We start from the raw sequence: 24,984 nt of genomic DNA, 5'->3' as shown, positions 1-24,984 counted from the left end.
ATTTTTTAGTTTCTATATAGTTTTTACAAATATACTATTTTAGTTGAATGCAAATAAAATAATGAGTAGTGAATTTATTTAATAAAAAATCCGATGCTATTCACACCGGATTTTAGTTTTGTTTTAAGTTTTATTTCTTAATAAATTTAGTTGACAAATTTATTCCTTTTATGTTTAAAATATAATCTCCTGTCTGAAGACCGGAAACATTTATTGTATTTTTACCATTAACAACACTGGTTTCCAAAACTTTTCTGCCTTCCATGTTATAGATTTCCACTTTTTCTTCTTTTCCTGTTTTAAGGGAAATATGTAAAGCATCAGCAACCGGATTCGGATAGATGGCAATGTTTTCTTTTTTAGAAACATCATCTGTACTCAGCAAGCAGTTATAAGCCGGTAAAGTATAGCCTGCTGCCGTAAATTCCTGCGTCATTATGCTTACATCACTGCAAGTGAACCCAAATTGTCCTATCATATCGATAGCAGCCTGTCTTACGGCAATTGCCGCATCCTGTTGGGTTGTAGCTGAACCGGTCATTGATAATCCTTCAAGGAAAGCCCGGTCTGTTTTTTCTTTTCCGATCTGATCATAAATTCTCATCAATGCAGATGCCCATATCTGTCCTCTTGTATGAATAGGACCACTTCCGGGATATAAAACCGTGTAATTGGTAACTCTTCCTGCCCAACATGGATTATGCCCGTCCCAGCTGAACATCCAGTTGTATTGTGGAGCCGATGAAGGCCATTGATTTAAACTTCTGCTGTATGACTGGGCCCAATAGTCCCCACATCCTTCGCTTAGCCCCTGAACCTGGGATAGATTCCCGTTGGTTAGCCAATCGTGTATTCCATGTCCTAATTCATGCAAAATAACGTCAGCATCCTCAGCATCATCTACACAGCCTTCTCCAAAGACCAGCATTCCATCATTGTAATAAGAATTATCATCTCCGTCTACTCCGTGCGGATCAAACCATAAAATTCCTTCATTGGTTAATGGTTTACATAAAATGTTTAATGTTTCATTGATATAGCGTAAGCTGTTATCTACATGCCAATACACATTTACCGCTTCAAATCCCTGATCATTTCTGTTAAATAAAAACTGATTGGTAGCCTGGGTGAAAAGTCCTGTAGAAGGAGTTTCCAGTTCTTTAATTTCTGCGTAAGAACCTTTTAACTTATATACTCCTGCCGTCAGATCCAGTTCAGGAATGGTAACCAAAGTTCTTGCTGCATCCAAGCTCGCATTGGTAGCATCATTTCCGTCCACATACTGACCTCCGTAAGTTGCCTGCATCTTGGAAAGCGGATCGGGGTTGAAAATATATCCGGAGCCGGCTACAGGTGTTTTCTTATTGCCGGTTGCTGTCCCTGTATTTTTTTTCTTAGGTTTTGGATCGTCATTGTTATCGTGATGATACAATGCAACATCCTTCACACTGATTATATTTCCGTTTTGTGCATCTACAATGGTTTCCCAGCTTCCCGGATGGTCATGAGAGTTTGTACGAACTCTGTACACCAGCTTTGTTTCTCCTGATTCTGTAAGATAAACAAACAGCCCGGTTTCTTCAAGAGTTACCCTGCCCTTCGTTTTTGAGGCCATATGGGCTTTTTGAAGCGCTTCAGATGCCTGAACAGAAGGTATGGTGTTTATTTCTGTTACATTTCTTTTAAAGCTTTCAGTGGAAGTATAGGTAATTTTTCCTTCCTTATTGAAGTGTAATACAATTTCGGACTGGAAAACCGGTACTTCTTTAATCATCTGCTGAAAACGCAGTGTTTCTCCGGAATTTCCTTTTTTTACAAAGTTTAATTTAAGTTGGGTGAAATTTTGAATTCCTAAATTTCTGGAGTTTTCATTCATCCATTTTTTTGCAGAAGTTTCAAATGATGATTCCTGAGCTGATAAACCTGAACAGGATAATATACAGCCCAGAATTAACGAGTTAATTTTAAATTTCATATAGGTTTTTTATAATTGCTGCTAATTTAAAAAACATTATTGAAATATCATTTATTTTTCACACACATGAGATAAAAAATATAAAACAATAAAAAACCCTAACAATAAGTTAGGATTTTATTAAATTATTTCGCTTGTTAATTCTCTTGAGATTAATTTTTCATGCATCGGTTTCAAAAGATCCATTGAACCTGTTTTTACGGTGCATTTACCTTTATAATGTACCAGTATTGTACATTGCTCAGCCTGTTCTAAGGTATGTTTACAAATTTCGATCAAAGAATCAATTACATAATCGAACGTATGAATATCATCATTATGTAAGATTAGTTTATAAACATCATCAGTATCATCCAAAACAAGCACTTCTTCTTCATACTGACGTTTCGGATTTTCGTAATCTTTTATACTGTTATAAAAAATCATTTTACTTGGTTTAGATTTCTAATTTGTCTGTCAGATCATTAATGATATTTGGCCCTTCATAGACTAATTCTACCAGCTCAACGCTTTTATTATTCATTTTCAAAATCTTGAAATGATAATTTTCCAGATCAAACTCCTGGTTTTCTTCCGGGATATCTTCAAGTTCGTGAAGAATAAAACCTGCTAATGAATTGTATTCACTTTCTTCTGAAAGCGGCAATTTCTTGGGTAGATGTTCATTGATCTCATCAAGCGGCTGTGTTGCCTGAACCCAATAGGTATTATCTGCTATTTTATCTACCAGTTTGTCTTCATCATCCTCTTCATCCTGAATTTCCCCTACCAGCTCTTCCAGAATATCTTCCAGGGTAATGATTCCTTCAGTACCTCCGAATTCATCAATAACAATCGCAAGATGCTGTTTTTTCTGCTGGAAAATTTTCAATAAGTCTGAGATCTTCTTGCTTCCAACCACAAAGAATGCATCACGCATCAAATCTTTAAGATCATCATGGTTAAGCTCACCTTTTCCTTTGATATATTCCCTGATAATTTCTTTGGTATAAAAAATACCGATAATGTTATCTATGGAATTGATATAAACCGGAATACGGGAATAACCGCTTTCCATGATCATATTGATAATCTCATTGATATCTTCTTCAAAGTCTATTGAAGTGATATTCTGTCGAGGAACCATGATCTGCTTTGCGGAATGATCTGTAAAATCAAACGCATTTTTGATGATCTCATAGTTCTCTTCTTCAATTTCTCCACTATCCGCACTCTGCTTTACCAGCAACTGAAGCTCTTCTGTAGAGTGAATTTCCTGTTCTGAGGCCGGATGTATTTTTATCAATCTCAGGAATGTGTTTGACATCAGGTTCATCAACCAGATAAATGGTTTGAAAACCGTGTAAAAAACTCTCAATGGAACTGCTGTAGCCATTGTAGTCGCTTCTGATTTCCTGATTGCTATTGATTTAGGGATAAGCTCTCCAAATACGATGTGCATCACGGTAATCAGTACAAAACTTGTCACCACTGAAATAGTGGTAATCGTTGTTTGAGTGAAATCTATGTTCAAAGAATGAAAAATACTTTCAACCACGTGGTGCAAAGCACTTTCACCCACCCAACCTAATGCAAGGGATGCCAATGTAATACCAAGCTGTGTAGCAGATAAATACTCATCAAGATGCTTGATAATGTGCTCTGCCTGTTTTGCCATAGAGTTTCCTTCTGCGGCTTTTAGCTGGATTTGTGAGTAACGAACTTTAACAATTGAAAATTCTGCGGCTACGAAAAAGCCATTAAGTAATACAAGAAACAAGGCTAGCAAAAGCCTGACTATGTCCGAGTCCATTTAGAAAATTATAAAATTTATTTTTACAAAGATATACAAAATAAAAATAACAAAAAAAGCATCGAGATACCCGATGCTTTAATATTGTGTTAAAATAATTCTTTAAGAATTTTTCAAAGCTTCTGCTCCGGAAACGATCTCTAAGATTTCGTTTGTAATGGCAGCCTGTCTTGCTTTGTTGTAGAAGATTACTAAATCGTTCTTCAAAGCCTGGGCATTGTCTGTTGCTTTGTGCATTGCTGTCATCCTTGCTCCGTGCTCAGATGCTACTGAATCTAAAACAGCTTTGAAAACCTGAGTTTTGATAGATTTCGGAATTAAATTATCCAAAATTTCATTTTTGTTCGGTTCAAAGATATAATCTGTTTCTACCTGAGGCTCTGTTGTTTCAGGCATCACGATAGGAAGTAACTGTTCTTTGGTCACTTCTTGGGTAGCAGCATTGATGAATTTGTTATAAATGATATAAACTTCATCAAATTTACCTTCTTTAAAGCTATTCATTACAGCTTCTGTAGAGTGAGAAACCGCATCAAAGTTTAAATTATCATAAACGGCACTTGCATTTGCATACACGGCACGGCTTCTTCTTACGGCATCGTAAGCTTTTTTACCGATGGTAAGAACTTCAATCTCGTATTGAGAATTATTCTGAAACTGGGTATTAAGCTCTTTTACGATGGATGAGTTAAAGGCACCTGCAAGACCTCTGTTTGAAGTTACAGCGATGAAAAGTATTCTTTTAACCTCTCTTTTCTGAGCATACACGGAAACCTGATCAGGATCTGAACTAGAATTTACATTCTGGATGATTTCTTGTAGTTTTTCAGAATAAGGTCTTAACATCACAATAGCATCCTGTGCTTTTTTAAGTTTCGCAGCGGAAACCATTTTCATAGCACGTGTGATTTGCATCGTAGATGAAATTGAAGTGATCCTTCCTCGTATTTCTTTTAAGTTTGCCATTAATTTGAGTTCAAAGTTTAAGGTTTAAGGTTTAAAACATTGAATTTCAAACCTTAAACATTGAATTTTTAATTATATTTAGAAGCTAAATCGTTAGCTGCCTGCTTAAGAACGTCTGTAATATCATTATCGATTTTCCCAGCTTTGATCGCAGCCATTGTTTCAGGGTGCTTAGATCTTAAGAAAGCGATATATTCAATCTGGAATTCTTTTACTTTTCTGATAGGAACATTTCTAAGTAAGTTCTCAGTTCCGGCATAGATCATAGCTACCTGGCTGTCTACAGGAAGTGGAGAGTTTACCGGCTGCTTAAGGATTTCCACGTTTCTTTCTCCTTTAGAGATTACAGCTAACGTAGAAGCATCAAGGTCTGAACCGAATTTAGCAAACGCTTCCAATTCTTTATATTGAGCCTGGTCTAATTTTAATGTACCGGAAACTTTCTTCATTGATTTGATCTGAGCGTTACCTCCAACTCTGGATACAGAGATCCCTACGTTGATTGCAGGACGAACCCCTGAGTTGAACAAGTCAGACTCCAGGAAGATCTGTCCGTCTGTAATAGAGATTACGTTAGTTGGAATATACGCAGAAACGTCACCAGCCTGAGTTTCGATAATCGGAAGTGCAGTTAAAGAACCACCACCTTTTACGATTGGCTTAAGAGATTCAGGTAAGTCGTTCATCTGGCTCGCGATATTGTCATCAGCAATTACTTTTGCAGCTCTTTCCAATAATCTTGAGTGAAGATAGAAAACGTCTCCAGGATATGCTTCACGGCCCGGTGGTCTTCTTAATAGAAGGGAAAGCTCACGGTAAGCAACCGCTTGTTTGGATAAATCATCATAAACGATCAATGCCGGTCTACCAGAGTCTCTGAAGAACTCACCGATAGATGCTCCAGCCATTGCAGAGTATACCTGCATTGGAACCGGATCTGATGCATTAGCAGCAACAATTACAGTATATGCCAAAGCTCCTTTATCAGAAAGAGTTTTAACGATTTGAGCTACTGTAGAAGCTTTCTGTCCGATAGCAACATATATACAATATACAGGTTTCCCTGCGTCAAAAAATTCTTTTTGGTTGATGATCGTATCAATCGCAACAGTAGTTTTACCAGTCTGTCTGTCACCAATGATAAGCTCTCTTTGTCCTCTTCCTACAGGGATCATAGAGTCAATCGCTACGATACCTGTTTGTAAAGGCTCAGTTACCGGCTGTCTGTAGATAACTCCGGGAGCTTTTCTTTCCAATGGCATTTCGTATAAATCCCCGGTAATAGGACCTTTACCATCGATAGGGTTACCAAGAGTATCTACTACTCTTCCAAGCATACCTTCTCCTACTTTGATAGAAGAGATTCTGTTTGTTCTTCTTACGGTATCACCTTCTTTTACTAATTTACTTTCTCCTAAAAGAGCAACACCCACGTTGTCTTCTTCAAGGTTAAGTACAATACCTTCTACATCACTAGAAAATTTCACCAACTCTCCGTATTGTACGTTTTCTAACCCGTATACACGAGCAATACCATCACCGATGGTTAAAACTGTACCTACTTCCTCAACGTTGGATTGAGTGTCGAAGTTGGCCAATTGTTGTTTTAAGATCGCAGATACTTCTGCCGGATTTATTTCTGCCATTGTATGGTTGTTTTTGTCTTAATTTAATTGAAAATCTTTTTTAACCTGATTAAGTTTACTTTTCACAGATGCATCTACCTGCTGGTCTCCTACTCTTAAGATGTATCCTCCTAAAATAGCAGGGTTTACATTGACTTTCAAATCGAAGTTTGAGTTACCGTTTACCAGGTTTGTAGATTTCAGGATCTCTTCAATATTTGAATTTGAAAGCTGTGTCGCCGTTGTAAGAGTTATTCTCTGTACTCCGTTGATATCTTCCACTTTATTGATAAATTCCTGAGCAATATTTCTCAGTTGGTTTTCACGGCCCTGCTTGATCACCAAAGTGATTAAATTCTGAGAAGAAACCGATAAACCTTTAAAAATCTCTTTTGCTACTTCTATTTTCTTTTTAGAATCAATGTAGGGTGTAAGGAAAAATTTGTTTAAATCTTTTGATTCAGACATAATCTTTACCACATCTTTCATTTCAGAAAATACAGTAGCTGTTTGGCCGGATTCATTTGTAAAATCCAGTAAACCTTGTGCGTATCTTTTAGCTACTTTAGATGTAAGCATTCTTAGTTAAGATTAGATTTGTTTAAATAATTTTGAACCAACTCGTTCTGAGCTTCGTTGTTTTCTAATTTTTGCTTTAGAATAGATTCTGCAATGTTTACAGATAAAGCACCGATTTGAGTTTTGATGTCTGCCATGGCAGCATTTTTCTCAGATTCGATTGTTTGTTTTGCAGATTCGATTAATTTGTCGGCTTCTGTCTTAGCAACATCTTTAGCCTCTCCTACGATTCTGTCTTTAATTTCTCTTGCTTCTTTCAGAATAGCATCTCTTTCGATTTTAGCTTCACGAATGATTCTTTCGTTGTCAGCTTTAAGATCTTCCATTTCTTTTTTAGCCAATTTAGCTTGATTCAATGCATCAACGATAGAAGTTTCTCTGTCATTCACTGCATTTACAATTGGTTTCCAAGCGAATTTTGCTAAAAGAAACAACAGGATAACAAAAGTAAGAGTCATCCAAAACAAAAGTCCAATTCCAGGTTCAATAATTCCCATATCTGTAAATTCTTTTTTTAAGGTGTAATTTTATGGATTGTTTTAAAATTCTTAGCAGCAGCCAACCGCTTCACTGCTAAGAATGTTTTTTTGAGGATAATTACTTGATGAAAGCACCAAAGATGATCGCGATAAGACCAGCACCTTCAATAAGACCAGCAGCAATAAGCATAGCTCCCTGAATCTTACCAGCTTGTTCTGGTTGTCTAGCGATAGCATCCATTGCGTGACCACCGATTTTACCAATACCAAGACCTACTCCTAATACTGCTAATCCGATACCTACGTAAATTAATCCTGCTCCAGTTGATAAATCCATAATAAATAAATATTTAGTTAAAAATTATTTTAAAGTTTTAATTTCAGTTCTTAGTGTGCGTGCTCTTCATGGTGACCATGCTCATGCTCATGTTCTGCTACAGCGATACCGATAAACAATGCTGATAATACGGTAAAGATGTAAGCCTGTAATGCAGCTACCAATAATTCCAATACGGAAACGAATAACGCTAATGGTACTGATGCAAATCCTAAGAACGGAGATTTAAAGATAAAGATCAAAGATATAATAGCTAAGATCATAATGTGCCCTGCAGTAATGTTAGCGAAAAGTCGCATCATCAAAGCAAACGGCTTTGTAAAGATCCCGATAATCTCGATTGGAACCATAATTGGGTACAATAAGATCGGAACCGGCGGCATAAAGATGTGTTTCCAATAATCTTTATTTGCACTGAATAATGTAATTAATAAAGTAATGATTGCTAAAACAGCGGTAATGGCGATGTTTCCGGTAAGGTTTGATCCTCCTGGAAAGAAAGGAATCAGTCCGAAAAGGTTATTAAACCAGATAAAGAAGAATGCTGTTAAAAGATAAGGCATGTATCTCTTATATTTTACAGACCCGATATTTGGTATTGCCACTTCGTCTCTGATGAATACAATAACAGGTTCCATTACTTTTCCGATTCCTTTCGGAAGCTGAGATTTTTTGTAACCTCTTGCCATTCCGATGAAAACAATCAGCATAAAGATCACAGATAAAAACATTGATGCTGCATTCTTAGTGATCGAAAGATCAAAGAAAACTTTGTCTGATTTTTGTTTTCCACTGATCATTGAAAATAATGTTGCTTTTTCAATTCCTTTTGTAGAAACTACCTGCCCTTCTTCTAAAGTATATCCTTCATGTTCATGACCGTGAGCCATTTCGCTTGAAAGGAAAGTATGCCATCCTGTATTATCTTTAATAATCACAGGAAGAGGAACAGAAACGTGATGCTCTTCACCGTTCTCATCTTTTGTAGTCCATAAATGCCATTCGTTTGAATCACCAATGTGTTCCATGATCATTTTGGTAGCATTGAAGCTCTCTCCTGCCTCTGTGTGCTCTACTTTTTCAGCTGACTTCTCACCCTCAGATTCGTGTTGTGCAGTAGCTAAACCGCTAATAAACACAAACAAAAATGCGAAAAATAACGAAGAAATTTTTCTGTTCATATCTCTTTTTTAATCGTGTGCAAATATATCGATTTTATTAAACTTTACCAATATTAAAAATTGATTTTTATCATCAAAAAAATCAGGATTTGTTAATCTGTTTTATTATAGCTGTATAGATGAATAATGATGCCACAATAAAGCATATCACAATAAAGAGAAAATTCTCTTTCGTTTTATCAATGATCATCAGAGAAATAACAAGCCATATAATATCTTTAATAATATTTACCGTAAGAAATTTCATTCCCGCATCCGGCTTCGTATATAAATATCTTTTGAATATCATATATACAATACAATTAAAGATAACGAGTAATAAAACAATGATGCAGCAATCCGTGAAATTCATTTTGTAAAAATAAAATTATAATCCGGAAAGAAGACAAATCTCAACATCTTATATATCATATATAATATATATTATTAAAAATTGCTTATTTTTGCAGACCTATAATTTACAATACATATGTTTAATAGTTTACAGGATAAATTAGACAAAGCGCTTCATAATATTTCCGGACGTGGAAAAATTACGGAAATCAATGTTGCCGAAACCGTAAAAGAAATTCGTAGAGCATTGGTAGATGCCGACGTTAACTATAAAGTAGCAAAAGATCTTACTAAAAGAGTTCAGGATAAGGCTTTGGGACAAAACGTTCTTACTTCCCTTACTCCGGGACAATTGATGACTAAAATTGTTCATGATGAATTAGTAGATTTAATGGGAGGTTCTCAGGAAGGGATCAGTCTTTCAGGGAAACCGGCGGTCATTCTTATTGCAGGTCTTCAGGGTTCCGGTAAGACTACATTTTCCGGAAAACTTGCCAATTACTTAAAAACAAAAAGAAATAAAAAACCATTATTGGTTGCGTGTGACGTTTACCGCCCGGCAGCGATTGATCAGCTAAAAGTTTTGGGAGGCCAGATCGGTGTTCCTGTTTTTACTGAAGAAGGCTCTACAAACCCTTCTACTATTGCTGAAAACGCAATTAATTTTGCAAAACAAAATAACCACGACGTTGTCATCGTCGATACAGCAGGCCGTTTGGCGATTGATGAGCAAATGATGAACGAGATTAAATCGGTACATTATTTCATTAAGCCTGATGAAACTTTATTCGTTGTAGACTCCATGACAGGTCAGGATGCTGTAAACACGGCAAAAGCATTCAACGAAGCTTTAAATTTTGACGGTGTTGTTCTTACCAAATTAGACGGTGATACAAGAGGAGGTGCTGCTTTAACGATCCGTTCCGTTGTGGAAAAGCCGATCAAATTTATCTCTACCGGTGAGAAAATGGAGGCTTTAGATCTTTTCTACCCTGAAAGGATGGCTGACAGAATCTTGGGAATGGGAGACGTTGTTTCCCTGGTAGAAAGAGCCCAGGAACAATTTGACGAAGAAGAAGCGAAAAAGCTTCACAAAAAAATTGCTAAAAACGAATTCGGTTTTGATGATTTCCTGAAGCAGATCAACCAGATCAAGAAGATGGGTAATATGAAAGACCTGATGGGGATGATTCCCGGGGTTGGAAAAGCGATCAAAGATGTGGAAATCAGCGATGATGCCTTTAAACATATTGAAGCGATCATTTATTCGATGACTCCGGATGAAAGAAGAAGACCTTCTATTATCAATACACAGAGAAAGCAAAGAATTGCCAGAGGAGCAGGAAGAAAAATTGAAGATGTAAACCAGCTGATGAAGCAGTTTGAGCAGATGGGTAAAATGATGAAGATGATGCAGGGGCCTCAGGGAAAACAAATGATGCAGATGATGAGCAAAATGCCAAACATGCCTGGAATGGGCGGAATGTTCGGAAAATAAAAAGACAATATCTTTACCATAAATAAACCCGGCTCTTTTTGAGCCGGGTTTATTATTTTTTATGATCTGAATCAGCTGATTATTTATCAGATTTCTGTGCTTTTGCTTTGATGAAATAAGAGAAACCTACATTTACCCCGAAAGTTTTAACATTGGTTTTTACATCAGTATTCATGTACGTTTTTTTGTTCGAAAACTGGTCATAAGAAACACCTAAATTAACCCCTAATGACTGAGTCGCCATGTAAGTTACTCCTCCTTTTACTTTCCATGCCAGACCATCCGTAGTCGTTTCATTAGAAGTTGGAACACCCATAAAATCTCCGGTTCCTTTGTTTTTAACAGAAGCATAACCAATTCCTGCACCTAAGAAAGGAACGAATTTACTGTCATTCACAAAATAATAAGTACCTGTAGGCATTACAGAGAAGCTTGTAGTCGTAGCTTTTAGCCCTTCAAATTTTGTAGTTGCCGTAGTGAAACCAAGATCAATCCCAACTGCTAATTTGTCGATTACAAAGTATCCTACAGACGGAGTTGCTGAAAACGTGTTTACTTTAGGTCCGTCTACAGATTCTCCACCTGCTTTAATCGTTGTGCTCACGTTGTTGAAACCTAAAGTTGTGTTTCCACTGATTACCCAGTCTCCTTTAGTCATTTGAGCATTTGACAATCCAAAAAGTGCAACTGCACCAGCTAGTAATAATTTTTTCATAGTTATTAAAATTTTAATTATATATAAATAGTTCTATCAGAATAGAACTCCTTTTATTGATCGTATCTGACAAAAGTTTCAGCCGGCAAATTTAACATAAATTTATTATTAATGACACATTTTATTTAAGCCTGAACAAAAAAATCCTCCCTGATATTAAACATAAAAAAAAGTCCTGAGATCAGACCCAGGACTTTAATTTTTTATATGCTTCGTTTATTATTTTGCAAAAACATATTTAACACCGAATGTAACTGAAGATAAGTTTAATCCGAAGTTATAGTTGTCAGTGCTTTTATCAAGATCTTTGTACTTGAAGTTGTTGTAACCGAATTCACCGATTGTAGCTTCGATAGACCAGTTTTTGCTTAAGAAATAATCTAAACCTGGTTTAACGTTAACACCGATTGAAGTGAATTTGTTTTCAGTAGAAATGTTTGCAGCATCTGCTTCTAACTTGTCTTTACCAAATGCCATTGGCACTTCTAACTGACCGAAGAAATATAATTTTTCTCCGATAGTCCAGTATTTTCTAACGAAAGGAGCTACTACAAAAGCATCAGTAGTTGTTTTAACTTTTGAATCTAGTACAGTTGCAGTTTTAGATCCGTTAACATAACCTACACCTAAACCTACAGCTAAGTTAGTTCCAACAAAATATCCTACAGTAGGAACGATTTTGAAGTCTTCTGTTTTAGCATCAGTATTGTTATCTTGAGTTGAAGTATAGTTTACTTGTCCTGACAAATAAGTAGTTCCTTTTGCAATCTGAGCATTAGATAAACCGAAAAGTGCAATAGCACTCGCTAATAATAATTTTTTCATTTTAAAAAATTTTAATACTTTCTGAGAGCAAATTTACATCTGACCCATTTAATATTAAAATTTGTTAATGTGATTAATATCATCCAAAAATATTGGTGATTTCTAACAAAAATTACATCAAACGTTTGTTTATATTTTATTATCAATTTTTTAACAAAAAAGGCTCCAATTATGCAATTGGAGCCGAAAAACATTCATTTTATAATATCTTTATTTAAGGAAGAAATTATATCCTATATTCACTGCACCCACTGACCAGTTAGCTGTATACCATCCCCAATCACGCTTATTGCTGATAGACTGATATCCAATATACAATTCACCTTTAGACATTTGGTATCCAAACTTAGGATAGGCATAAAAACCGCCGTCTACCCCATCTTTCGTAGAAATTCCGTATCCAAGATCCAGTCCTACAAAAATAGGAGCTCCTGAAAATCTGTATTTTCCTGAAACCGCTACCGGAATGAATCCGAAATCGTCAAAATTATCTTTACCGAAGAAGTGAGAATAACCTGTCGCAACTCCCAGGTCCAATCCTTTTGTAATGTTCCACATATATGCAGCATCAATCCCTAAAGTAAATGATGAAGCATCACTTGCATCCGCTACGGGAATACCGATGTGACCACCTAGTTTAAAACCTTCCTGAGCCTGAACAGCTCCTCCTAGAAATGCAAAAGCACCTAATAATAATAGTTTTTTCATTTTTAATAATTTTATACTTTTCTACTCAAAATTACTAATTATTTTTCTCATCTAAATCAAATTTATGCATGACATTCTCCATACTCAACAAAAGCGCGAAGCCGGCAAAGCCGGTTTCGCGCTTTTGTTGAGTATGTAAGTTGAGAGTTGACAGCTAAAAGTTCATAGTATTAATCCTATTCCCTAAGCCCTAAATCCTAATCCCTGCTACCTGACACCTAACTAATCTCTTAATCTTTTCTCCTCATCATTGTACGCCAATATGATTTTCCTTACCACCGGATGCCTCACCACATCCTCTTCCGTAAGATGTACAAATCCGATTTCGTTAACGCCGTGCAGAATTCTCATCGCTTCCTTCAATCCGGATTGCTGTTTTGGCGGTAAATCTACCTGGCTCGGATCTCCGGTAATAATGAACTTGGCATTCATCCCCATCCTGGTTAAAAACATTTTCATCTGAGAATGGGTCGTATTTTGAGCTTCATCAAGGATTACAAACGCGTCATCAAGCGTTCTTCCCCTCATAAAAGCCAACGGAGCCACCTCAATCACTTTTTTCTCAATAAAGCCTTCCAGTTTCTCATGCGGGATCATATCACGAAGCGCATCATATAAAGGCTGTAAATAAGGGTCCAGCTTCTCTTTAAGGTCACCGGGAAGGAATCCTAAACTTTCCCCTGCCTCAACAGCCGGTCTTGTCAGGATAATTCTTTTAACCTCCTTATCCCGCAAAGCTCTTGCTGCCAAAGCCACACTCGTATAAGTTTTACCGGTTCCGGCAGGCCCGATCGCAAAGACCATATCTTTTTTCTCAGTTTCTTTTACCAGTTTTTTAAGATTGGTGGTCTTGGCTTTAATAATTTTACCGTTTACTCCTTTTACAATAATATCCTGGTCAAAAACCAATTGTTTTTCATTTTCGTCTTTGATATTGAGAACATTTTCAACATCTTTAAGCTCAATCGAATTGTTTTTCGAAATAAAACTTACAATATCATTCAGTTTTTGTTTAAGTATATCCAGAGTTTCCTGATTTCCTTTTGCAAGAATATAGTGATCTCTTCCTGTAATTTTAAGGGTCGGAAAGCTTGATTTTATCAGATTGAAATATTGGTTATTAACGCCATAGAAGATTTTTGCATCAATATCTTCCAAATCATATGTTAATTCAAACATGCAAATACATTTTATTTAGATTTTAAATTTAAAGTTTTTTTTCAAATTAATCTCAAATTCTTATCCACAATATTTAGGGCTTTCTTTTTATTTTAGATAAATTTGCAGTTCTATCATTCTATAAATTGCCAATGCCAATTATTACCCTTACTTCGGATTTCGGAAATTTAGATTACAGAGCTTCGGCTGTGAAAGGCAAAATTCTTTCCTTAAACCCTGAGGTTAATATTATTGATATTACCCATGATATCCAGGCTTATAACCTGATTCAGACCTCATATATCGTAAGAAATGCTTACAAACATTTTCCTAAAGGTACCATTCACATTCTGTCTGTAGACAGCTTTTTTCATAAATCAAGAAAAAATATTCTTTACAAAGCCGATGGATCTTATTTTCTGGCAGCAGATAATGGTTTATTAAGCCTTATCTTCTTTGATATCAAACCTGAAGCAATCTATGAGATCACCCTGAACAACAGGTTTGATGATGTGGTGAGTTTTACATCAACTGATGTTTTCGTACCGGCAGCAGTGCATCTGGCGAATGGCGGGCTTCCGGAAGTTATCGGAAGAAAAGTAAAATCCGTAAAACAGCTTTTGTTTCCGAAACCCGTTCATAATGAGGCTGAAAAAATGATCATCGGGGAAGTCATGTATATTGATAATTTCGGAAATATAATTTCAAATATCCACAAAGAATTTTTTGAAAACACAGGTAAAGGATATGAAAATTTCACGATTAAGTTCAGAAATTTAAGCCTTTCAAAGATATTTTCCAGCCATACGGAAGTGGTTTCAAATTGGGAAAGAGAAACTGAATTTCATGGTCAGTCGGCAGCAATTTTCAATGATAGCCAGCTTTTGGAACTTACCATTTACAAAGGGAGCAAAAAAAACGGCGCAAAAACTTTATTCGGGTTGAATGTTGGTGAGAATATTTACATTGAATTTTCATAAAATTATACATTTCATAAAAAAACCGATTTTTTTTATATATTTGTCAAAATCTAAAAAATAAAAATGGCAGAGTACAAATTATTGCTTCCTTCCATGGGAGAAGGCGTTATGGAAGCTACTATTATCACTTGGTTATTCAATGAAGGTGATACGGTAAAAGAAGATGATTCCGTAGTAGAAATCGCAACGGATAAGGTTGATTCAGATGTTCCAACACCGGTTTCGGGGAAAATTGTGAAAATCTTAAAGCAAAAAGATGAAGTTGCCAAAGTAGGTGAAGCCATTGCTATTTTAGAAATTGAAGGAGAAGGCGGAAACACTGCTTCAGAAGAAATTAAAACTGAAACTCCGGCACCAGATACCGAAACTTTAAAAACGATTGAAGAGCCTTTAAAGACTTCTGCATCTTCCAATGTAGAGTTTTCAGGAGACCTTTATCTATCTCCGCTTGTAAAATCAATCGCACAACAGGAAAATATTTCTGAAACCGAACTGAAATCTATCAAAGGAAGCGGTTTGGAAGGAAGAATTACTAAAGAAGATATTTTAGCTTATGTAAGCAACAGAGGAAGCCAGCCTCAAGTTGCTGCAGCTCAACAAGCTGTTTCTACTCCACATCCGGTTGCTACTTCTGCACCAGCGACTACAGTTCCTGTTGCTGCAGGTGATGAGATCATTCCGATGGACAGAATGAGAAAGCTTATCGCAGAAAACATGGTGAAAGCAAAACAGATTGCTCCACACGTTACTTCTTTCATCGAAACTGACGTTACCAACGTTGTAAAATGGAGAAACCAGCACAAAGATATATTTGAAAAACGTGAAGGTGAAAAATTAACTTTCATGCCGATCTTCGTAAAAGCTGTTGTAAAAGCAATTCAGGATTACCCGATGATTAACGTTTCCATCAATGGGGAAAACATCATTAAAAAGAAAAACATCAATATCGGTATGGCAACTGCTTTACCGGACGGAAATCTTATCGTTCCTGTAATCAAAAATGCTGATCAGCTGTCTCTTTCAGGGCTTGCAAAAGCAATCAACGATCTTGCTTACAGAGCCAGAAACAAAAAATTAAGACCTGAAGATACTCAGGGAGCTACATATACCATTTCTAACGTAGGAAGCTTCGGAAACCTAATGGGAACACCGATTATTCCTCAGCCACAGGTTGCTATTTTAGCGATCGGAGCTATCGTTAAAAAGCCAGCAGTTCTTGAAACTAAAGACGGCGATGTGATTGCCATCAGAAACCTGATGTTTATGTCTCACTCTTACGATCACAGAGTAGTTGACGGGTCTCTTGGCGGAATGATGCTGAAACATGTTCATGACTATCTTCAGAATTGGGATCTGAACACAGAAATATAAGTAATACTTAATTATAAGTAATGAGTGATGAGTGATAAGTAGTCATAAACGATATTATTGATTATCATAAAATATAAGGCCTTCGATTTTATCGGAGGTTTTTTATTGTTGTGGTTCTCCCAAATAATATTAATTTTAAAACAAACTTTAAATGATGAAATTATATAATTATATAATTATATAATTATAAAAAAGAGCAGGTTATTTTAAACCTTAGTTGTTCGAAAATCCATAAACAAAAGAATTTATCTCACCATTTCCCTATTATTTAATTAAATACTGATGCTGAAAATTTTCATTCTCCTGCGAAAAGGCTTAAAAAAATCTTTTGACAATATCCGGAATGAGCAACTGAAATATAACCTTCTTCAGGCGATTCCTTTCTGGATTGGCTCAGTGATTACCGGATTTTTTGCAGTGATGTATGCTAAAATATTTGCCTGGGGAGAAAACCTCTTAAATTTTATTCTTGACTGGCATGCATGGATGATCTTTATCATCGCTCCGATTGGTTTTGTCATTTCATGGTGGCTGGTAAAAGAATTTGCTCCTAATGCCAAAGGAAGCGGAATTCCGCAGGTGATGGCTGCCGTAGAACTTGCCAACCCTAAAGAGCATAAGAAAATAAGGAGTTTATTAAGTCTTAAAATTTTTGTCTTTAAAATCATTTCATCCGTTATTCTGGTTATTGGTGGCGGTGCTGTCGGCCGTGAAGGGCCTACCATACAGATTGCAGGCTCAATTTTCAGGAAAGTGAATGAGTACCTGCCGGAATGGTGGCCTAAAATCTCCAAGAAAAATATGATTATGACAGGTGCGGCTGCAGGGCTTGCTGCTGCGTTTAACACGCCATTGGGTGGAATCGTATTTGCTGTTGAAGAACTTTCAAAAACCCATATCAATTACTTTAAAACGGCATTGTTTACGGCTGTTATTATCGCAGGTTTAACCGCTCAGACACTGGCCGGATCCTACCTTTATCTAGGCTACCCGAAAACCAATGATGTATCTTTAATGGTGATGTTCCCGATTATTTTAGTAGCGGGTATTGCCGGAATTTTAGCAAGTCAACTTTCTGTAAGCATGCTTAAAATGAATGAATGGAAAAAGAAAAAGCTCACTACAGACAGGGCAAATGTACTATTTCTGGTTATCTGTTCACTTTTTATAGCTTCTATTGCCTATTTCATCAGCCGCGAAATTCTTGGTTCCGGTAAAGAAATCATGGAACGGGTACTTTTTACCAAAGACAAACATGAAGACTGGTATATCCCTATTCTCAGGATGGTGGGGCCTGCCCTTTCATTCACTTCCGGTGGGGCCGGCGGGATATTTGCCCCTGCATTGACTGCCGGAGCAAGTATCGGTTCTGTAATTTCAGGTGCTATTCATTTAACGCAAAATGAAACCAATGTAGTGATTTTAGCAGGAATGGTAGCTTTTCTTACAGGAATTACGAGAGCTCCGTTTACGTCAGCCATTATCGTTCTGGAAATGACGGACAGACATTCGCTTATTTTCCATCTGATGCTGGCGGGAATGGTTTCTTCTATTGCTTCTATCCTCGTAAGCCGCCATTCACTGTATGATGTAATTAAGATGAATTTTCTGAAAGAAATCAGGAGCGAAGAGGATAAAATGAATTAATTTAAAAATAGTATTGATAGCATTCAGCTCATAACTTCTCACTTATAACTCTCAACAAATCTTCTCCACCTATTGCATACTTAAAATACTTTCATTAATTTTGCACCTCGAAATAATTAACAAATTCATTTAACATTATGAACAATTACGAAACTGTTTTCATTTTAACTCCCGTTCTATCTGATGCTCAGGTGGAGGAAGCAGTGAAAAAATTTGAAGATCTTTTAAAAGAAAAGAACTGCGAAATCGTTGCTAAAGAAAACTGGGGATTAAAAAAATTAGCTTATCCGATCCAATTAAAAAAGAACGGATTCTACACTTTAATCGAGTTTAAAGGAGAAGGAACTATCGTTGCTGATTTAGAATTAGCATTCAAACGTGACGAAAGAGTAATCCGTTACCTTACGACAAAACTTGATAAGCATGCTATTGATTATGCTATCACAAGAAGATCTAAAGTAAAAGCAGCTAGAGCTTAATTATTAACCCAATTTTTTAAAACGACAAGACATGGCAATAGATGAAATGGCTAAACAAGCCTCAGCTGGAGGAGAATCAGAAGTAAAATTCTTAACTCCGCTTGATATCAATACAAAATCTGAAAAGAAATATTGTAGATTCAAAAAATTCGGAATTAAGCACGTTGATTACAAAGATGCTGATTTCTTATTACAATTTGTGAACGAGCAGGGTAAAATTTTACCAAGAAGATACACAGGAACTTCTTTAAAATACCAAAGAAAAGTTTCTGCTGCGATCAAAAGAGCAAGACACCTTGCTTTAATGCCGTACGTAGCTGACTTATTAAAATAAGACAAAAAATAAATAAAAGGAGAAGGCTTGCCTTCTTCTTTTGTTGCTGAATAAAATCATTAATTCTAACTTGATTTTAGATAAAGATCTCAGACTTTCAGAGCATAAACATTCTCCAAATTCTGGTTTTTAAACTCTAAACTCTAAAAAAAGGACAACAACAATGGACATTATCCTAAAAAAAGACGTAGAAAACTTAGGTCTTGAATTCGACACAGTAAGCGTAAAGCCCGGTTATGCAAGAAACTTCTTAATTCCTCAAGGAATTGCTCTTTTAGCTACACCTAAAAACAAAGCAGCTTTAGAAGCTACTTTAGAAGCAAGAAAAGAAGAAGAAGCTAAATTAATCGCTGCTGCTAATGCTGTAGTAGATCAATTAAAGAAAACAACAATCTCTATCCCGGCTAAAGTAGGATCAGGTGATAAATTATTCGGATCTATCAACAATGCAGACCTTTCTGCAGCTCTTGCTAAAGCAGGTGTTGAAGTAGAGAAGAAATATATCAAAATTCCTGGTAATACAATCAAGAGAACAGGTAAAGTAACTGCTGTAATCAGATTACACAGAAATGTTGAGTACAACTTTGAATTCGACATCGTATCTGACGCACCGGTTGTAGCTCCTGCTGCTCCTGCAAAAAAGGAAGAAGCTAAATCTGAAGAAGAAGCTTAAGAGATATTTTCTCACCATACATTAACCACTTCAAACCGAAGTGGTTTTTTTGGCTCTAAACTGCCGTTTCAAAGATAAAATTTAAGTCTGAAATATATTTTTACTTAAAGAATTTTTAACTACCCCGTCTTTTTGATTTGCAAAACCCACCCCTTCAGGGAAGGGGAATTCACCACTGTTCATCCAATATTATGTTTAATAAACTACAAACTCCTCCTCTCAACCCGCAACCCACAACTCATAACTCATAACTCATAACTCATAACTCCTACCCTTTCAACCTATGCTGATATTCCGTCGGCGGTATCCCAATCACTTTTTTAAAGATATTACTGAAGGAAGAAAGACTGTTGTAGCCTACCATCATGGCAATTTCATACATATTGTACTTTCCTTCCAGCATTAGTTCCAGGAGCGTGTTATTCTCAAAGCACGGAGAAAGCGAACGTAATTCATTCCTAAAGTCTCTTTAAATTTTCTGGATAAGGTTCTTGTACTCATTCCGAATTCTTTCGCCGTAGATTCAATCGTAAGCGGTTTTTCAAGATTGGCATGGATATACTGGGCAATTTTCAACAGGGTTTCATCTTTCGGAAAAGGATGCTGAACGGGAAAAGCCATTTTCTTATCTCTTTTTTCAGGAAGAATTCCTTTCAATGCTTTGAGGAAATAATATTTAGCGCCATCATTTTTTGTGATTTTCCCATCCCATTCTTTTGTATATAAAATCATCTCCCGGAGCAGATGACTTACCGAATAGATATTAATTTCATCAAAAAAGCCATTTTCTTCCGCTTCTTTTTTAAAATAAAAATTGTATAAATCCACTTTGGCACTTGAAGTGAAAATATAATGCGGAATTCCTGCAGGGATCCACATGAAGCATCTTGCAGGAAGATACCAGTGCTTAAGTTCAGTAAAAATATGTACGATACCGCCTTCTGCATAGACCAATTGTGCAGAACTGTGATTATGGATATCCGTTTTTATGTTTCCTGTGAGTACGTGATATACATAAAATTCCGCATCTTCTTCCTCTACTGCTTTAAAGTGGCTGTCATTCATCAAATAAAGGTAAGCAGAAAATTTCAATCTGGCGTAAATGAGCAAATCTTTTTCTTCTTTCATAAATCGTGTCCTCCCTTAGCCATCGTAACTTTGCCACATCAAAATCATTTTATCAAAAAACCTTTAATTAAATTATGAATATGATATTTAACGCATGTAGATATCAGTGCATTGCGTTGTGCTTATTACTGATGAGCCATCTTTTACAGTCACAAGTGACAGATTATCAGCATCTGGGCCTTCAGCAGGCTATAGCGCTGGGGCTAAAGAACAACAGGAATATTCAGATAAGCCATTTAAAACAAACCATGTCCGAAACCAAAGAGAAAGATCTCAAAATGGAAAAGCTTCCGGATATTGAATTTCATACCAGCTACAATCAGGTTTCCAATCTTTTTCAGCATGAAAACGGCGTATTCGGAAAAGCCACAAAATATGATGTGATCAACGGAATGTATGATTTTACACTTTCAGCTTCAATTCCTGTGTATATGGGTGGAAAAATTAAAAACACGGAGAAAAAAGCATCTATTGACACTGAAATTTCAACATTAAAAACCCATCAGGATGAAAGACTTCTTACCATGGAAATTATTACTGCATTTCTCCAGATCCATCACCTGAAAGAACAGCAGAACCTCATTAATGAAAAGATGAAGGAAGATTCGGTAAATATTAAACAGGTGAAATCTTTAAAAGCCAACGGTGTGGTAACCGTAAATGAAGTTCTAAGAACCTCTTTACAGCTTTCAAACCATACGATGAGCTGGACTGAACTTGATAATGATATTCAGATTGCCGAACACAAGCTTAAGACCATTCTTTCACTTCCGGAAAATCAGGAAATGCACGTTGACACCGAAGATCTTGTCTCTGATAGAGCAGAAATCCCATATGTGGATGAACTAACAAAAACCGCCTTGGATAAGAATGAATCTGTAGAAATTACCCAGAAAAACCTTTCATTAAAGGAGTTGGATCAGAAAATTACAAAAGCGAATTATCTCCCAAAAATAACCGCCGGCGGAGAATATTTCCTGAAATATCCGAATATGATGTTTTTCCCGCCTGAACCTTATGCTTACCGTTTGGGAATGATTGGCGTAAACCTTACCTATCCCATCGAAAGTCTTTATAAAAACAAATATAAAATGCAGGAAGCCAGGGAAAATATTGATCTTGCAAAGCTACAGATCGAAGAGAATGAAGAAAATGTAAGACACAATGTTTATGAAGCATACAAGAAGTTTGAAGAAACCGACCAGAAGGTGAAAATCGCAGAGGAAGCCATTAACCAGGCTAAAGAAAATTACCGTATTGTAAGAACGAAATATATCAATAAATTAAGTCTGATCACAGAGCTTATTGATGCAGATAATGCATATCTGGAGGCACAATCCAATCTTATTTCCGTAAAAATAAACCGACAACTAAAATATTATCAGCTCCAATACACTATTGGAAATCTCTAAAAACTATGGCACAGAAACAACTGACACAAAAGGAGAAAAGAATCAACAAAACGATTACTTTATTGGCCTGGATCCTTATTATCACAGGGATCACAGGGATGATAAGCTTTTATCTTTTTTCGAGAAAAAATGTCACAACCAATGATGCGCAGATCGAGCAATATATTACTCCGGTTTCGAGTAAGGTTTCAGGATTTATTAAAACCATACGGTTCAATGAAAACCAGTTTGTTCACAAAGGAGATACCCTGATCATCATTGATAACAGAGAATTTGTAAATCAGGTTAAAATGGCTGAAGCCAGTCTTAATGCCAATTCTGAAAACATTACAACCATCCAAAGCGGAGTAAATACCAAAGAAAGTGACACAAAGATAATTGATGCTAAAATCGCTTCTGCCCGGATTGACATCTGGAGAACCGAGCAGGATTATAAGAGATATAAAAACCTGGTGGCTGAAGATGCCGCTACCGAACAACAGTTTGAAAATGTAAAAGCATCCTATGACCAGGCTAAAGCCAATCTTTTAGCTCTGGAACAACAGAAAAACGCGGTGAGAGCCGGTGCCAACGAGCAGGAAACAAAAGTTGCCCCTGCAAAAAGCCAGATTCAGCAAAGTTCTGCCAACCTGAATAACGCTAAGCTTTTCCTTTCCTACACTATCGTAACAGCGCCTTACGACGGTTGGGTCGGGAAAAAGACGATTCAGGAAGGGCAATTGATCAAAGAAGGTCAGGCCCTGGTTCAGATGGTAAGCAAAGAAAAATGGATCATTGCCAATTATAAGGAAACTCAATTAGGCCAAATCGATCAGGAGCAGGAAGTAACCATTACCGCCGACGCCTTTCCGGATATTGAATTTAAAGGAAAAATTGTCTCCGTTTCACCGGCTTCAGGATCTCAGTTTTCTTTAGTAAAACCGGATAATGCAACGGGTAATTTCGTGAAAATCGAACAGAGATTTCCAGTGAAGATTATTCTGAACAACCAACAGGACAATGAAAAACTGCTCTCCGGGATGAATGTTCTGGTAAGCGCGAAAAAGAGATTATGAGTTATGAATTATGAGTTATGAATTATGAGTTATTAGTTAGGTGCTAAACATGCTAAAACTTTAAACCACAAACTCTAAACCGTCAACTCTCAACTTCAACCTTCAATTCATAATTCATAACTCATAATTCATAACTCATAATTCATAACTCATAACTCGTCAAAGATGCAACATAACACAATATATCATAAATGGGTACCACAATGGCTGAAACTGCCGCTTCTTGTATTGGCATTGTTTCCCCACCTGATGCTGTTGTCGCTCTTTCATTCAAACAGCGCCTTCACATCTTCTTTTATGGATGTAGATTCAGATGACATCCAATACTTAATGATTTTGATGTATGGGACCTTTGTGGTTACCCTTTTGGTTTTACAGAGATTTATGGCCTATTTCAGCGTGAAGTATTATGTTCTGCTCATGTCATCGGTCTCCGTTATTATTCTCTATATCTTATCGGTCACTCATGACTATCACGTTATTCTGGTGATCCGCTTTCTGGAAGGGATTTTCGGGTTATTGGAAGGCGCTATTTTCCTGCCTTTAATTATTGCAGAATTAAAAACAAAACACGCCAAGGTAATTGCCTATCTTTTATGTACACGATTATGCTGACAGGAGGAACCGTTACAACCTCTTTCCTGAAATCAAGCATAGAAGATTATGATTTTCAGCATATGATTTTAATGATCGTTTATTTCCACATTTTTGTTCTGATCATTGGTATTGCTATTTTCAACAGAAACAGATTCTTCCCTAAAAAACCATTGTATCAGCTGGATATACCAAGCTGGTTTCTATTGTGGGCTTGCCTGCAGTCCGGAGGATATGCAATTATTTACGGAAAACGGCTGATGTGGTTTGAATCGGATGTTATTATTCTGTGTTTATTTATTTTCCTTATTTCGGGTGGTTTATTTATGCTGAAACAGAGAAATTCCAAGAGGCCACTTTTCCACTTTGAGGTTTTCAGTTCAAAAAATGTCATTGTCGGAATGTTCTTATTCTTTATTTTCTATCTCATCCGTTCCGGTTTAAATAATGTTTACAGCGTGATGGCAACCGTCTGGAAATGGCCATGGGATTATATTGTCAATATTCAGTACTGGAATGTTGCAGGAACGCTTATAGGAGTCTTTTTATCCGGAATCTGTCTGGTAAAAGGTGTTTCCTCAAGAATTGTTTTCTTCACCGGATTTTTACTACTGGCTGTAGACTGTGCCTGGTTCACCTATACTTTTTATCCGGACACCACGCTTTCAACAATTTGTCCGCCTTTGTTTTTACAGGGGATTGCACAGGGATTATTATTTACTCCTCTGGTTTTCTTCCTGATCTCCGGAATGCCTGAAGAATATGTGGCCAATGCCACCGCTTTGGGAACCACAACCCGTTTCTGGACAACCGCCATAGGATATGCATTGATGCAGAATCTGATCTTATTCTTAACATTAAAACATTCAGATACTTTAAGCTCCCGGTTTACCGATACCAATCCTGTTTTTTATTCACAATGGAACCAGATTTTCGGAGCCAATATTGCCAAATTACCGGTTAATGAATCCTTATCTATCACTACAGGAGCATTTAAAGCAAAAATTTCGGCACAGTCGATCCTGCTTTCGAATATGGAAATTTTCACCGGATTATTCTGGCTTGCTTTGATTACGGCCTTACTTTTATTACTCTATCATCCTGTAAGAATTGCTGTAAGAAATATTATGTGATTTTAGG

Annotated in this window: 26 protein-coding genes; 11 read left to right on the top strand and 15 right to left on the bottom strand. The window is 36.6% G+C overall.

All coding sequences use genetic code 11. The features are described from left to right. Positions 1–130: 130 nt before the first annotated feature. The 9 genes from AB8P06_RS14240 to atpB all read right to left on the bottom strand — a co-directional run bounded on the left by AB8P06_RS14240 (position 131) and on the right by atpB (position 8,934). Positions 131–1,975 carry a T9SS type A sorting domain-containing protein gene (locus AB8P06_RS14240; RefSeq protein WP_369842734.1) on the bottom strand — a complete coding sequence of 615 codons (1,845 nt, stop codon included), beginning with the start codon at positions 1,973–1,975 and terminating at the stop codon, positions 131–133. A 120-nt stretch (positions 1,976–2,095) separates the two neighbouring features. Beyond that, positions 2,096–2,401 (bottom strand): ATP-dependent Clp protease adaptor ClpS, encoded by a 306-nt coding sequence (locus AB8P06_RS14235; protein ID WP_369842732.1) that lies wholly within the window; start codon positions 2,399–2,401, stop codon positions 2,096–2,098. Positions 2,402–2,411: 10 nt separating this feature from the next. Continuing rightward, positions 2,412–3,767 carry a hemolysin family protein gene (locus AB8P06_RS14230; RefSeq protein WP_369842730.1) on the bottom strand — a complete coding sequence of 452 codons (1,356 nt, stop codon included), beginning with the start codon at positions 3,765–3,767 and terminating at the stop codon, positions 2,412–2,414. A 102-nt stretch (positions 3,768–3,869) separates the two neighbouring features. Next, the gene (gene atpG / locus AB8P06_RS14225) at positions 3,870–4,733 is read right to left on the bottom strand and encodes an ATP synthase F1 subunit gamma (RefSeq protein ID WP_369842728.1); all 864 of its coding nucleotides are present in this window, start codon (positions 4,731–4,733) and stop codon (positions 3,870–3,872) included. A gap of 68 nt (positions 4,734–4,801) precedes the next feature. Further along, entirely contained in the window at positions 4,802–6,379 is a 1,578-nt protein-coding gene (gene atpA / locus AB8P06_RS14220; RefSeq protein WP_369842726.1) for a F0F1 ATP synthase subunit alpha, read from the bottom strand. Positions 6,380–6,397: 18 nt separating this feature from the next. Further along, positions 6,398–6,937: an ATP synthase F1 subunit delta gene (gene atpH / locus AB8P06_RS14215; RefSeq protein ID WP_369842724.1), complete on the bottom strand. Its 540-nt coding sequence runs from the start codon at positions 6,935–6,937 to the stop codon at positions 6,398–6,400. A gap of 2 nt (positions 6,938–6,939) precedes the next feature. Next, the gene (locus AB8P06_RS14210; RefSeq protein ID WP_007844728.1) at positions 6,940–7,434 is read right to left on the bottom strand and encodes a F0F1 ATP synthase subunit B; all 495 of its coding nucleotides are present in this window, start codon (positions 7,432–7,434) and stop codon (positions 6,940–6,942) included. A 100-nt stretch (positions 7,435–7,534) separates the two neighbouring features. Continuing rightward, positions 7,535–7,753: an ATP synthase F0 subunit C gene (locus AB8P06_RS14205; RefSeq protein ID WP_007844726.1), complete on the bottom strand. Its 219-nt coding sequence runs from the start codon at positions 7,751–7,753 to the stop codon at positions 7,535–7,537. Between the two features lie 50 nt (positions 7,754–7,803). Continuing rightward, positions 7,804–8,934, bottom strand: coding sequence for a F0F1 ATP synthase subunit A (atpB, locus tag AB8P06_RS14200; RefSeq protein ID WP_007844724.1), 1,131 nt, complete (start codon positions 8,932–8,934; stop codon positions 7,804–7,806). Between the two features lie 469 nt (positions 8,935–9,403). Between atpB and ffh the strand changes: the two genes are divergently transcribed. Beyond that, a complete protein-coding gene (gene ffh, locus AB8P06_RS14195) occupies positions 9,404–10,765 on the top strand; it encodes a signal recognition particle protein (protein WP_369842721.1) in 1,362 nt (453 codons plus the stop codon). 79 nt (positions 10,766–10,844) lie between these two features. On the opposite strand, the gene AB8P06_RS14190 is transcribed toward ffh, so the two are convergent. The 4 genes from AB8P06_RS14190 to AB8P06_RS14175 form a co-directional block, all read right to left on the bottom strand. Next, positions 10,845–11,480, bottom strand: coding sequence for an OmpW family outer membrane protein (locus AB8P06_RS14190; RefSeq protein ID WP_369842719.1), 636 nt, complete (start codon positions 11,478–11,480; stop codon positions 10,845–10,847). 219 nt (positions 11,481–11,699) lie between these two features. Beyond that, the gene (locus AB8P06_RS14185) at positions 11,700–12,305 is read right to left on the bottom strand and encodes an outer membrane beta-barrel protein (protein WP_369842717.1); all 606 of its coding nucleotides are present in this window, start codon (positions 12,303–12,305) and stop codon (positions 11,700–11,702) included. Positions 12,306–12,515: 210 nt separating this feature from the next. Next, positions 12,516–13,013: a hypothetical protein gene (locus AB8P06_RS14180; protein ID WP_369842715.1), complete on the bottom strand. Its 498-nt coding sequence runs from the start codon at positions 13,011–13,013 to the stop codon at positions 12,516–12,518. A gap of 222 nt (positions 13,014–13,235) precedes the next feature. Next, entirely contained in the window at positions 13,236–14,192 is a 957-nt protein-coding gene (locus AB8P06_RS14175; RefSeq protein ID WP_369842713.1) for a PhoH family protein, read from the bottom strand. A gap of 131 nt (positions 14,193–14,323) precedes the next feature. Here AB8P06_RS14175 and AB8P06_RS14170 point away from each other — a divergent pair, with 131 nt between their 5' ends. From AB8P06_RS14170 to rplI, 6 genes are all read left to right on the top strand, one after another. Further along, positions 14,324–15,151, top strand: coding sequence for an SAM hydrolase/SAM-dependent halogenase family protein (locus AB8P06_RS14170; RefSeq protein WP_007844713.1), 828 nt, complete (start codon positions 14,324–14,326; stop codon positions 15,149–15,151). Positions 15,152–15,214: 63 nt separating this feature from the next. Next, on the top strand, positions 15,215–16,522 hold the full coding sequence (locus AB8P06_RS14165; RefSeq protein WP_369842712.1) for a dihydrolipoamide acetyltransferase family protein: 1,308 nt from the start codon (positions 15,215–15,217) through the stop codon (positions 16,520–16,522). Between the two features lie 282 nt (positions 16,523–16,804). Then, entirely contained in the window at positions 16,805–18,169 is a 1,365-nt protein-coding gene (locus tag AB8P06_RS14160; RefSeq protein ID WP_369842711.1) for a chloride channel protein, read from the top strand. Positions 18,170–18,306: 137 nt separating this feature from the next. After that, the gene (gene rpsF, locus AB8P06_RS14155) at positions 18,307–18,648 is read left to right on the top strand and encodes a 30S ribosomal protein S6 (protein WP_007844709.1); all 342 of its coding nucleotides are present in this window, start codon (positions 18,307–18,309) and stop codon (positions 18,646–18,648) included. A gap of 31 nt (positions 18,649–18,679) precedes the next feature. Continuing rightward, complete coding sequence (gene rpsR / locus AB8P06_RS14150; RefSeq protein WP_007844708.1) at positions 18,680–18,982, top strand: 30S ribosomal protein S18; 303 nt, start codon at positions 18,680–18,682, stop codon at positions 18,980–18,982. A 163-nt stretch (positions 18,983–19,145) separates the two neighbouring features. Further along, positions 19,146–19,655, top strand: a complete 510-nt coding sequence (rplI, locus tag AB8P06_RS14145; protein WP_369842709.1) for a 50S ribosomal protein L9 — start codon at positions 19,146–19,148, stop codon at positions 19,653–19,655. 268 nt (positions 19,656–19,923) lie between these two features. Here the strand turns inward: rplI and AB8P06_RS14140 are convergent, their stop codons facing one another. Both AB8P06_RS14140 and AB8P06_RS14135 read right to left on the bottom strand, forming a co-directional pair. Beyond that, positions 19,924–20,019 (bottom strand): hypothetical protein, encoded by a 96-nt coding sequence (locus AB8P06_RS14140; RefSeq protein ID WP_369842831.1) that lies wholly within the window; start codon positions 20,017–20,019, stop codon positions 19,924–19,926. 38 nt (positions 20,020–20,057) lie between these two features. Beyond that, entirely contained in the window at positions 20,058–20,783 is a 726-nt protein-coding gene (locus AB8P06_RS14135) for an AraC family transcriptional regulator (RefSeq protein WP_369842707.1), read from the bottom strand. A 74-nt stretch (positions 20,784–20,857) separates the two neighbouring features. Here AB8P06_RS14135 and AB8P06_RS14130 point away from each other — a divergent pair, with 74 nt between their 5' ends. From AB8P06_RS14130 to AB8P06_RS14115, 4 genes are all read left to right on the top strand, one after another. Beyond that, positions 20,858–22,195 (top strand): TolC family protein, encoded by a 1,338-nt coding sequence (locus tag AB8P06_RS14130; RefSeq protein ID WP_369842705.1) that lies wholly within the window; start codon positions 20,858–20,860, stop codon positions 22,193–22,195. Positions 22,196–22,200: 5 nt separating this feature from the next. Then, on the top strand, positions 22,201–23,250 hold the full coding sequence (locus AB8P06_RS14125; RefSeq protein ID WP_369842703.1) for an HlyD family secretion protein: 1,050 nt from the start codon (positions 22,201–22,203) through the stop codon (positions 23,248–23,250). Positions 23,251–23,415: 165 nt separating this feature from the next. Next, positions 23,416–23,865 (top strand): hypothetical protein, encoded by a 450-nt coding sequence (locus AB8P06_RS14120; RefSeq protein WP_369842701.1) that lies wholly within the window; start codon positions 23,416–23,418, stop codon positions 23,863–23,865. Beyond that, a complete protein-coding gene (locus AB8P06_RS14115) occupies positions 23,847–24,977 on the top strand; it encodes an MFS transporter (RefSeq protein WP_369842699.1) in 1,131 nt (376 codons plus the stop codon). The genes AB8P06_RS14120 and AB8P06_RS14115 overlap by 19 nt, the downstream gene beginning before the upstream one ends. Positions 24,978–24,984 lie beyond the last annotated feature (7 nt).

It is taken from the genome of Chryseobacterium tongliaonense, from assembly GCF_041224435.1.
Lineage (GTDB): Bacteria > Bacteroidota > Bacteroidia > Flavobacteriales > Weeksellaceae > Chryseobacterium > Chryseobacterium tongliaoense.
This window is presented reverse-complemented; position numbering and strand designations above follow the sequence as displayed.

Excerpts from the sequence above, each read along its gene's own strand:
- AB8P06_RS14240 (WP_369842734.1), bottom strand. The coding sequence starts at position 1,975 with ATGAAATTTAAAATTAACTCGTTAATTCTGGGCTGTATATTATCCTGT.
- AB8P06_RS14235 (WP_369842732.1), bottom strand. The coding sequence starts at position 2,401 with ATGATTTTTTATAACAGTATAAAAGATTACGAAAATCCGAAACGTCAG.
- AB8P06_RS14230 (WP_369842730.1), bottom strand. The coding sequence starts at position 3,767 with ATGGACTCGGACATAGTCAGGCTTTTGCTAGCCTTGTTTCTTGTATTA.
- atpG (WP_369842728.1), bottom strand. The coding sequence starts at position 4,733 with ATGGCAAACTTAAAAGAAATACGAGGAAGGATCACTTCAATTTCATCT.
- atpA (WP_369842726.1), bottom strand. The coding sequence starts at position 6,379 with ATGGCAGAAATAAATCCGGCAGAAGTATCTGCGATCTTAAAACAACAA.
- atpH (WP_369842724.1), bottom strand. The coding sequence starts at position 6,937 with ATGCTTACATCTAAAGTAGCTAAAAGATACGCACAAGGTTTACTGGAT.
- AB8P06_RS14210 (WP_007844728.1), bottom strand. The coding sequence starts at position 7,434 with ATGGGAATTATTGAACCTGGAATTGGACTTTTGTTTTGGATGACTCTT.
- AB8P06_RS14205 (WP_007844726.1), bottom strand. The coding sequence starts at position 7,753 with ATGGATTTATCAACTGGAGCAGGATTAATTTACGTAGGTATCGGATTA.
- atpB (WP_007844724.1), bottom strand. The coding sequence starts at position 8,934 with ATGAACAGAAAAATTTCTTCGTTATTTTTCGCATTTTTGTTTGTGTTT.
- ffh (WP_369842721.1), top strand. The coding sequence starts at position 9,404 with ATGTTTAATAGTTTACAGGATAAATTAGACAAAGCGCTTCATAATATT.
- AB8P06_RS14190 (WP_369842719.1), bottom strand. The coding sequence starts at position 11,480 with ATGAAAAAATTATTACTAGCTGGTGCAGTTGCACTTTTTGGATTGTCA.
- AB8P06_RS14185 (WP_369842717.1), bottom strand. The coding sequence starts at position 12,305 with ATGAAAAAATTATTATTAGCGAGTGCTATTGCACTTTTCGGTTTATCT.
- AB8P06_RS14180 (WP_369842715.1), bottom strand. The coding sequence starts at position 13,013 with ATGAAAAAACTATTATTATTAGGTGCTTTTGCATTTCTAGGAGGAGCT.
- AB8P06_RS14175 (WP_369842713.1), bottom strand. The coding sequence starts at position 14,192 with ATGTTTGAATTAACATATGATTTGGAAGATATTGATGCAAAAATCTTC.
- AB8P06_RS14170 (WP_007844713.1), top strand. The coding sequence starts at position 14,324 with ATGCCAATTATTACCCTTACTTCGGATTTCGGAAATTTAGATTACAGA.
- AB8P06_RS14165 (WP_369842712.1), top strand. The coding sequence starts at position 15,215 with ATGGCAGAGTACAAATTATTGCTTCCTTCCATGGGAGAAGGCGTTATG.
- AB8P06_RS14160 (WP_369842711.1), top strand. The coding sequence starts at position 16,805 with ATGCTGAAAATTTTCATTCTCCTGCGAAAAGGCTTAAAAAAATCTTTT.
- rpsF (WP_007844709.1), top strand. The coding sequence starts at position 18,307 with ATGAACAATTACGAAACTGTTTTCATTTTAACTCCCGTTCTATCTGAT.
- rpsR (WP_007844708.1), top strand. The coding sequence starts at position 18,680 with ATGGCAATAGATGAAATGGCTAAACAAGCCTCAGCTGGAGGAGAATCA.
- rplI (WP_369842709.1), top strand. The coding sequence starts at position 19,146 with ATGGACATTATCCTAAAAAAAGACGTAGAAAACTTAGGTCTTGAATTC.
- AB8P06_RS14140 (WP_369842831.1), bottom strand. The coding sequence starts at position 20,019 with ATGGTAGGCTACAACAGTCTTTCTTCCTTCAGTAATATCTTTAAAAAA.
- AB8P06_RS14135 (WP_369842707.1), bottom strand. The coding sequence starts at position 20,783 with ATGAAAGAAGAAAAAGATTTGCTCATTTACGCCAGATTGAAATTTTCT.
- AB8P06_RS14130 (WP_369842705.1), top strand. The coding sequence starts at position 20,858 with ATGAATATGATATTTAACGCATGTAGATATCAGTGCATTGCGTTGTGC.
- AB8P06_RS14125 (WP_369842703.1), top strand. The coding sequence starts at position 22,201 with ATGGCACAGAAACAACTGACACAAAAGGAGAAAAGAATCAACAAAACG.
- AB8P06_RS14120 (WP_369842701.1), top strand. The coding sequence starts at position 23,416 with ATGCAACATAACACAATATATCATAAATGGGTACCACAATGGCTGAAA.
- AB8P06_RS14115 (WP_369842699.1), top strand. The coding sequence starts at position 23,847 with ATGTACACGATTATGCTGACAGGAGGAACCGTTACAACCTCTTTCCTG.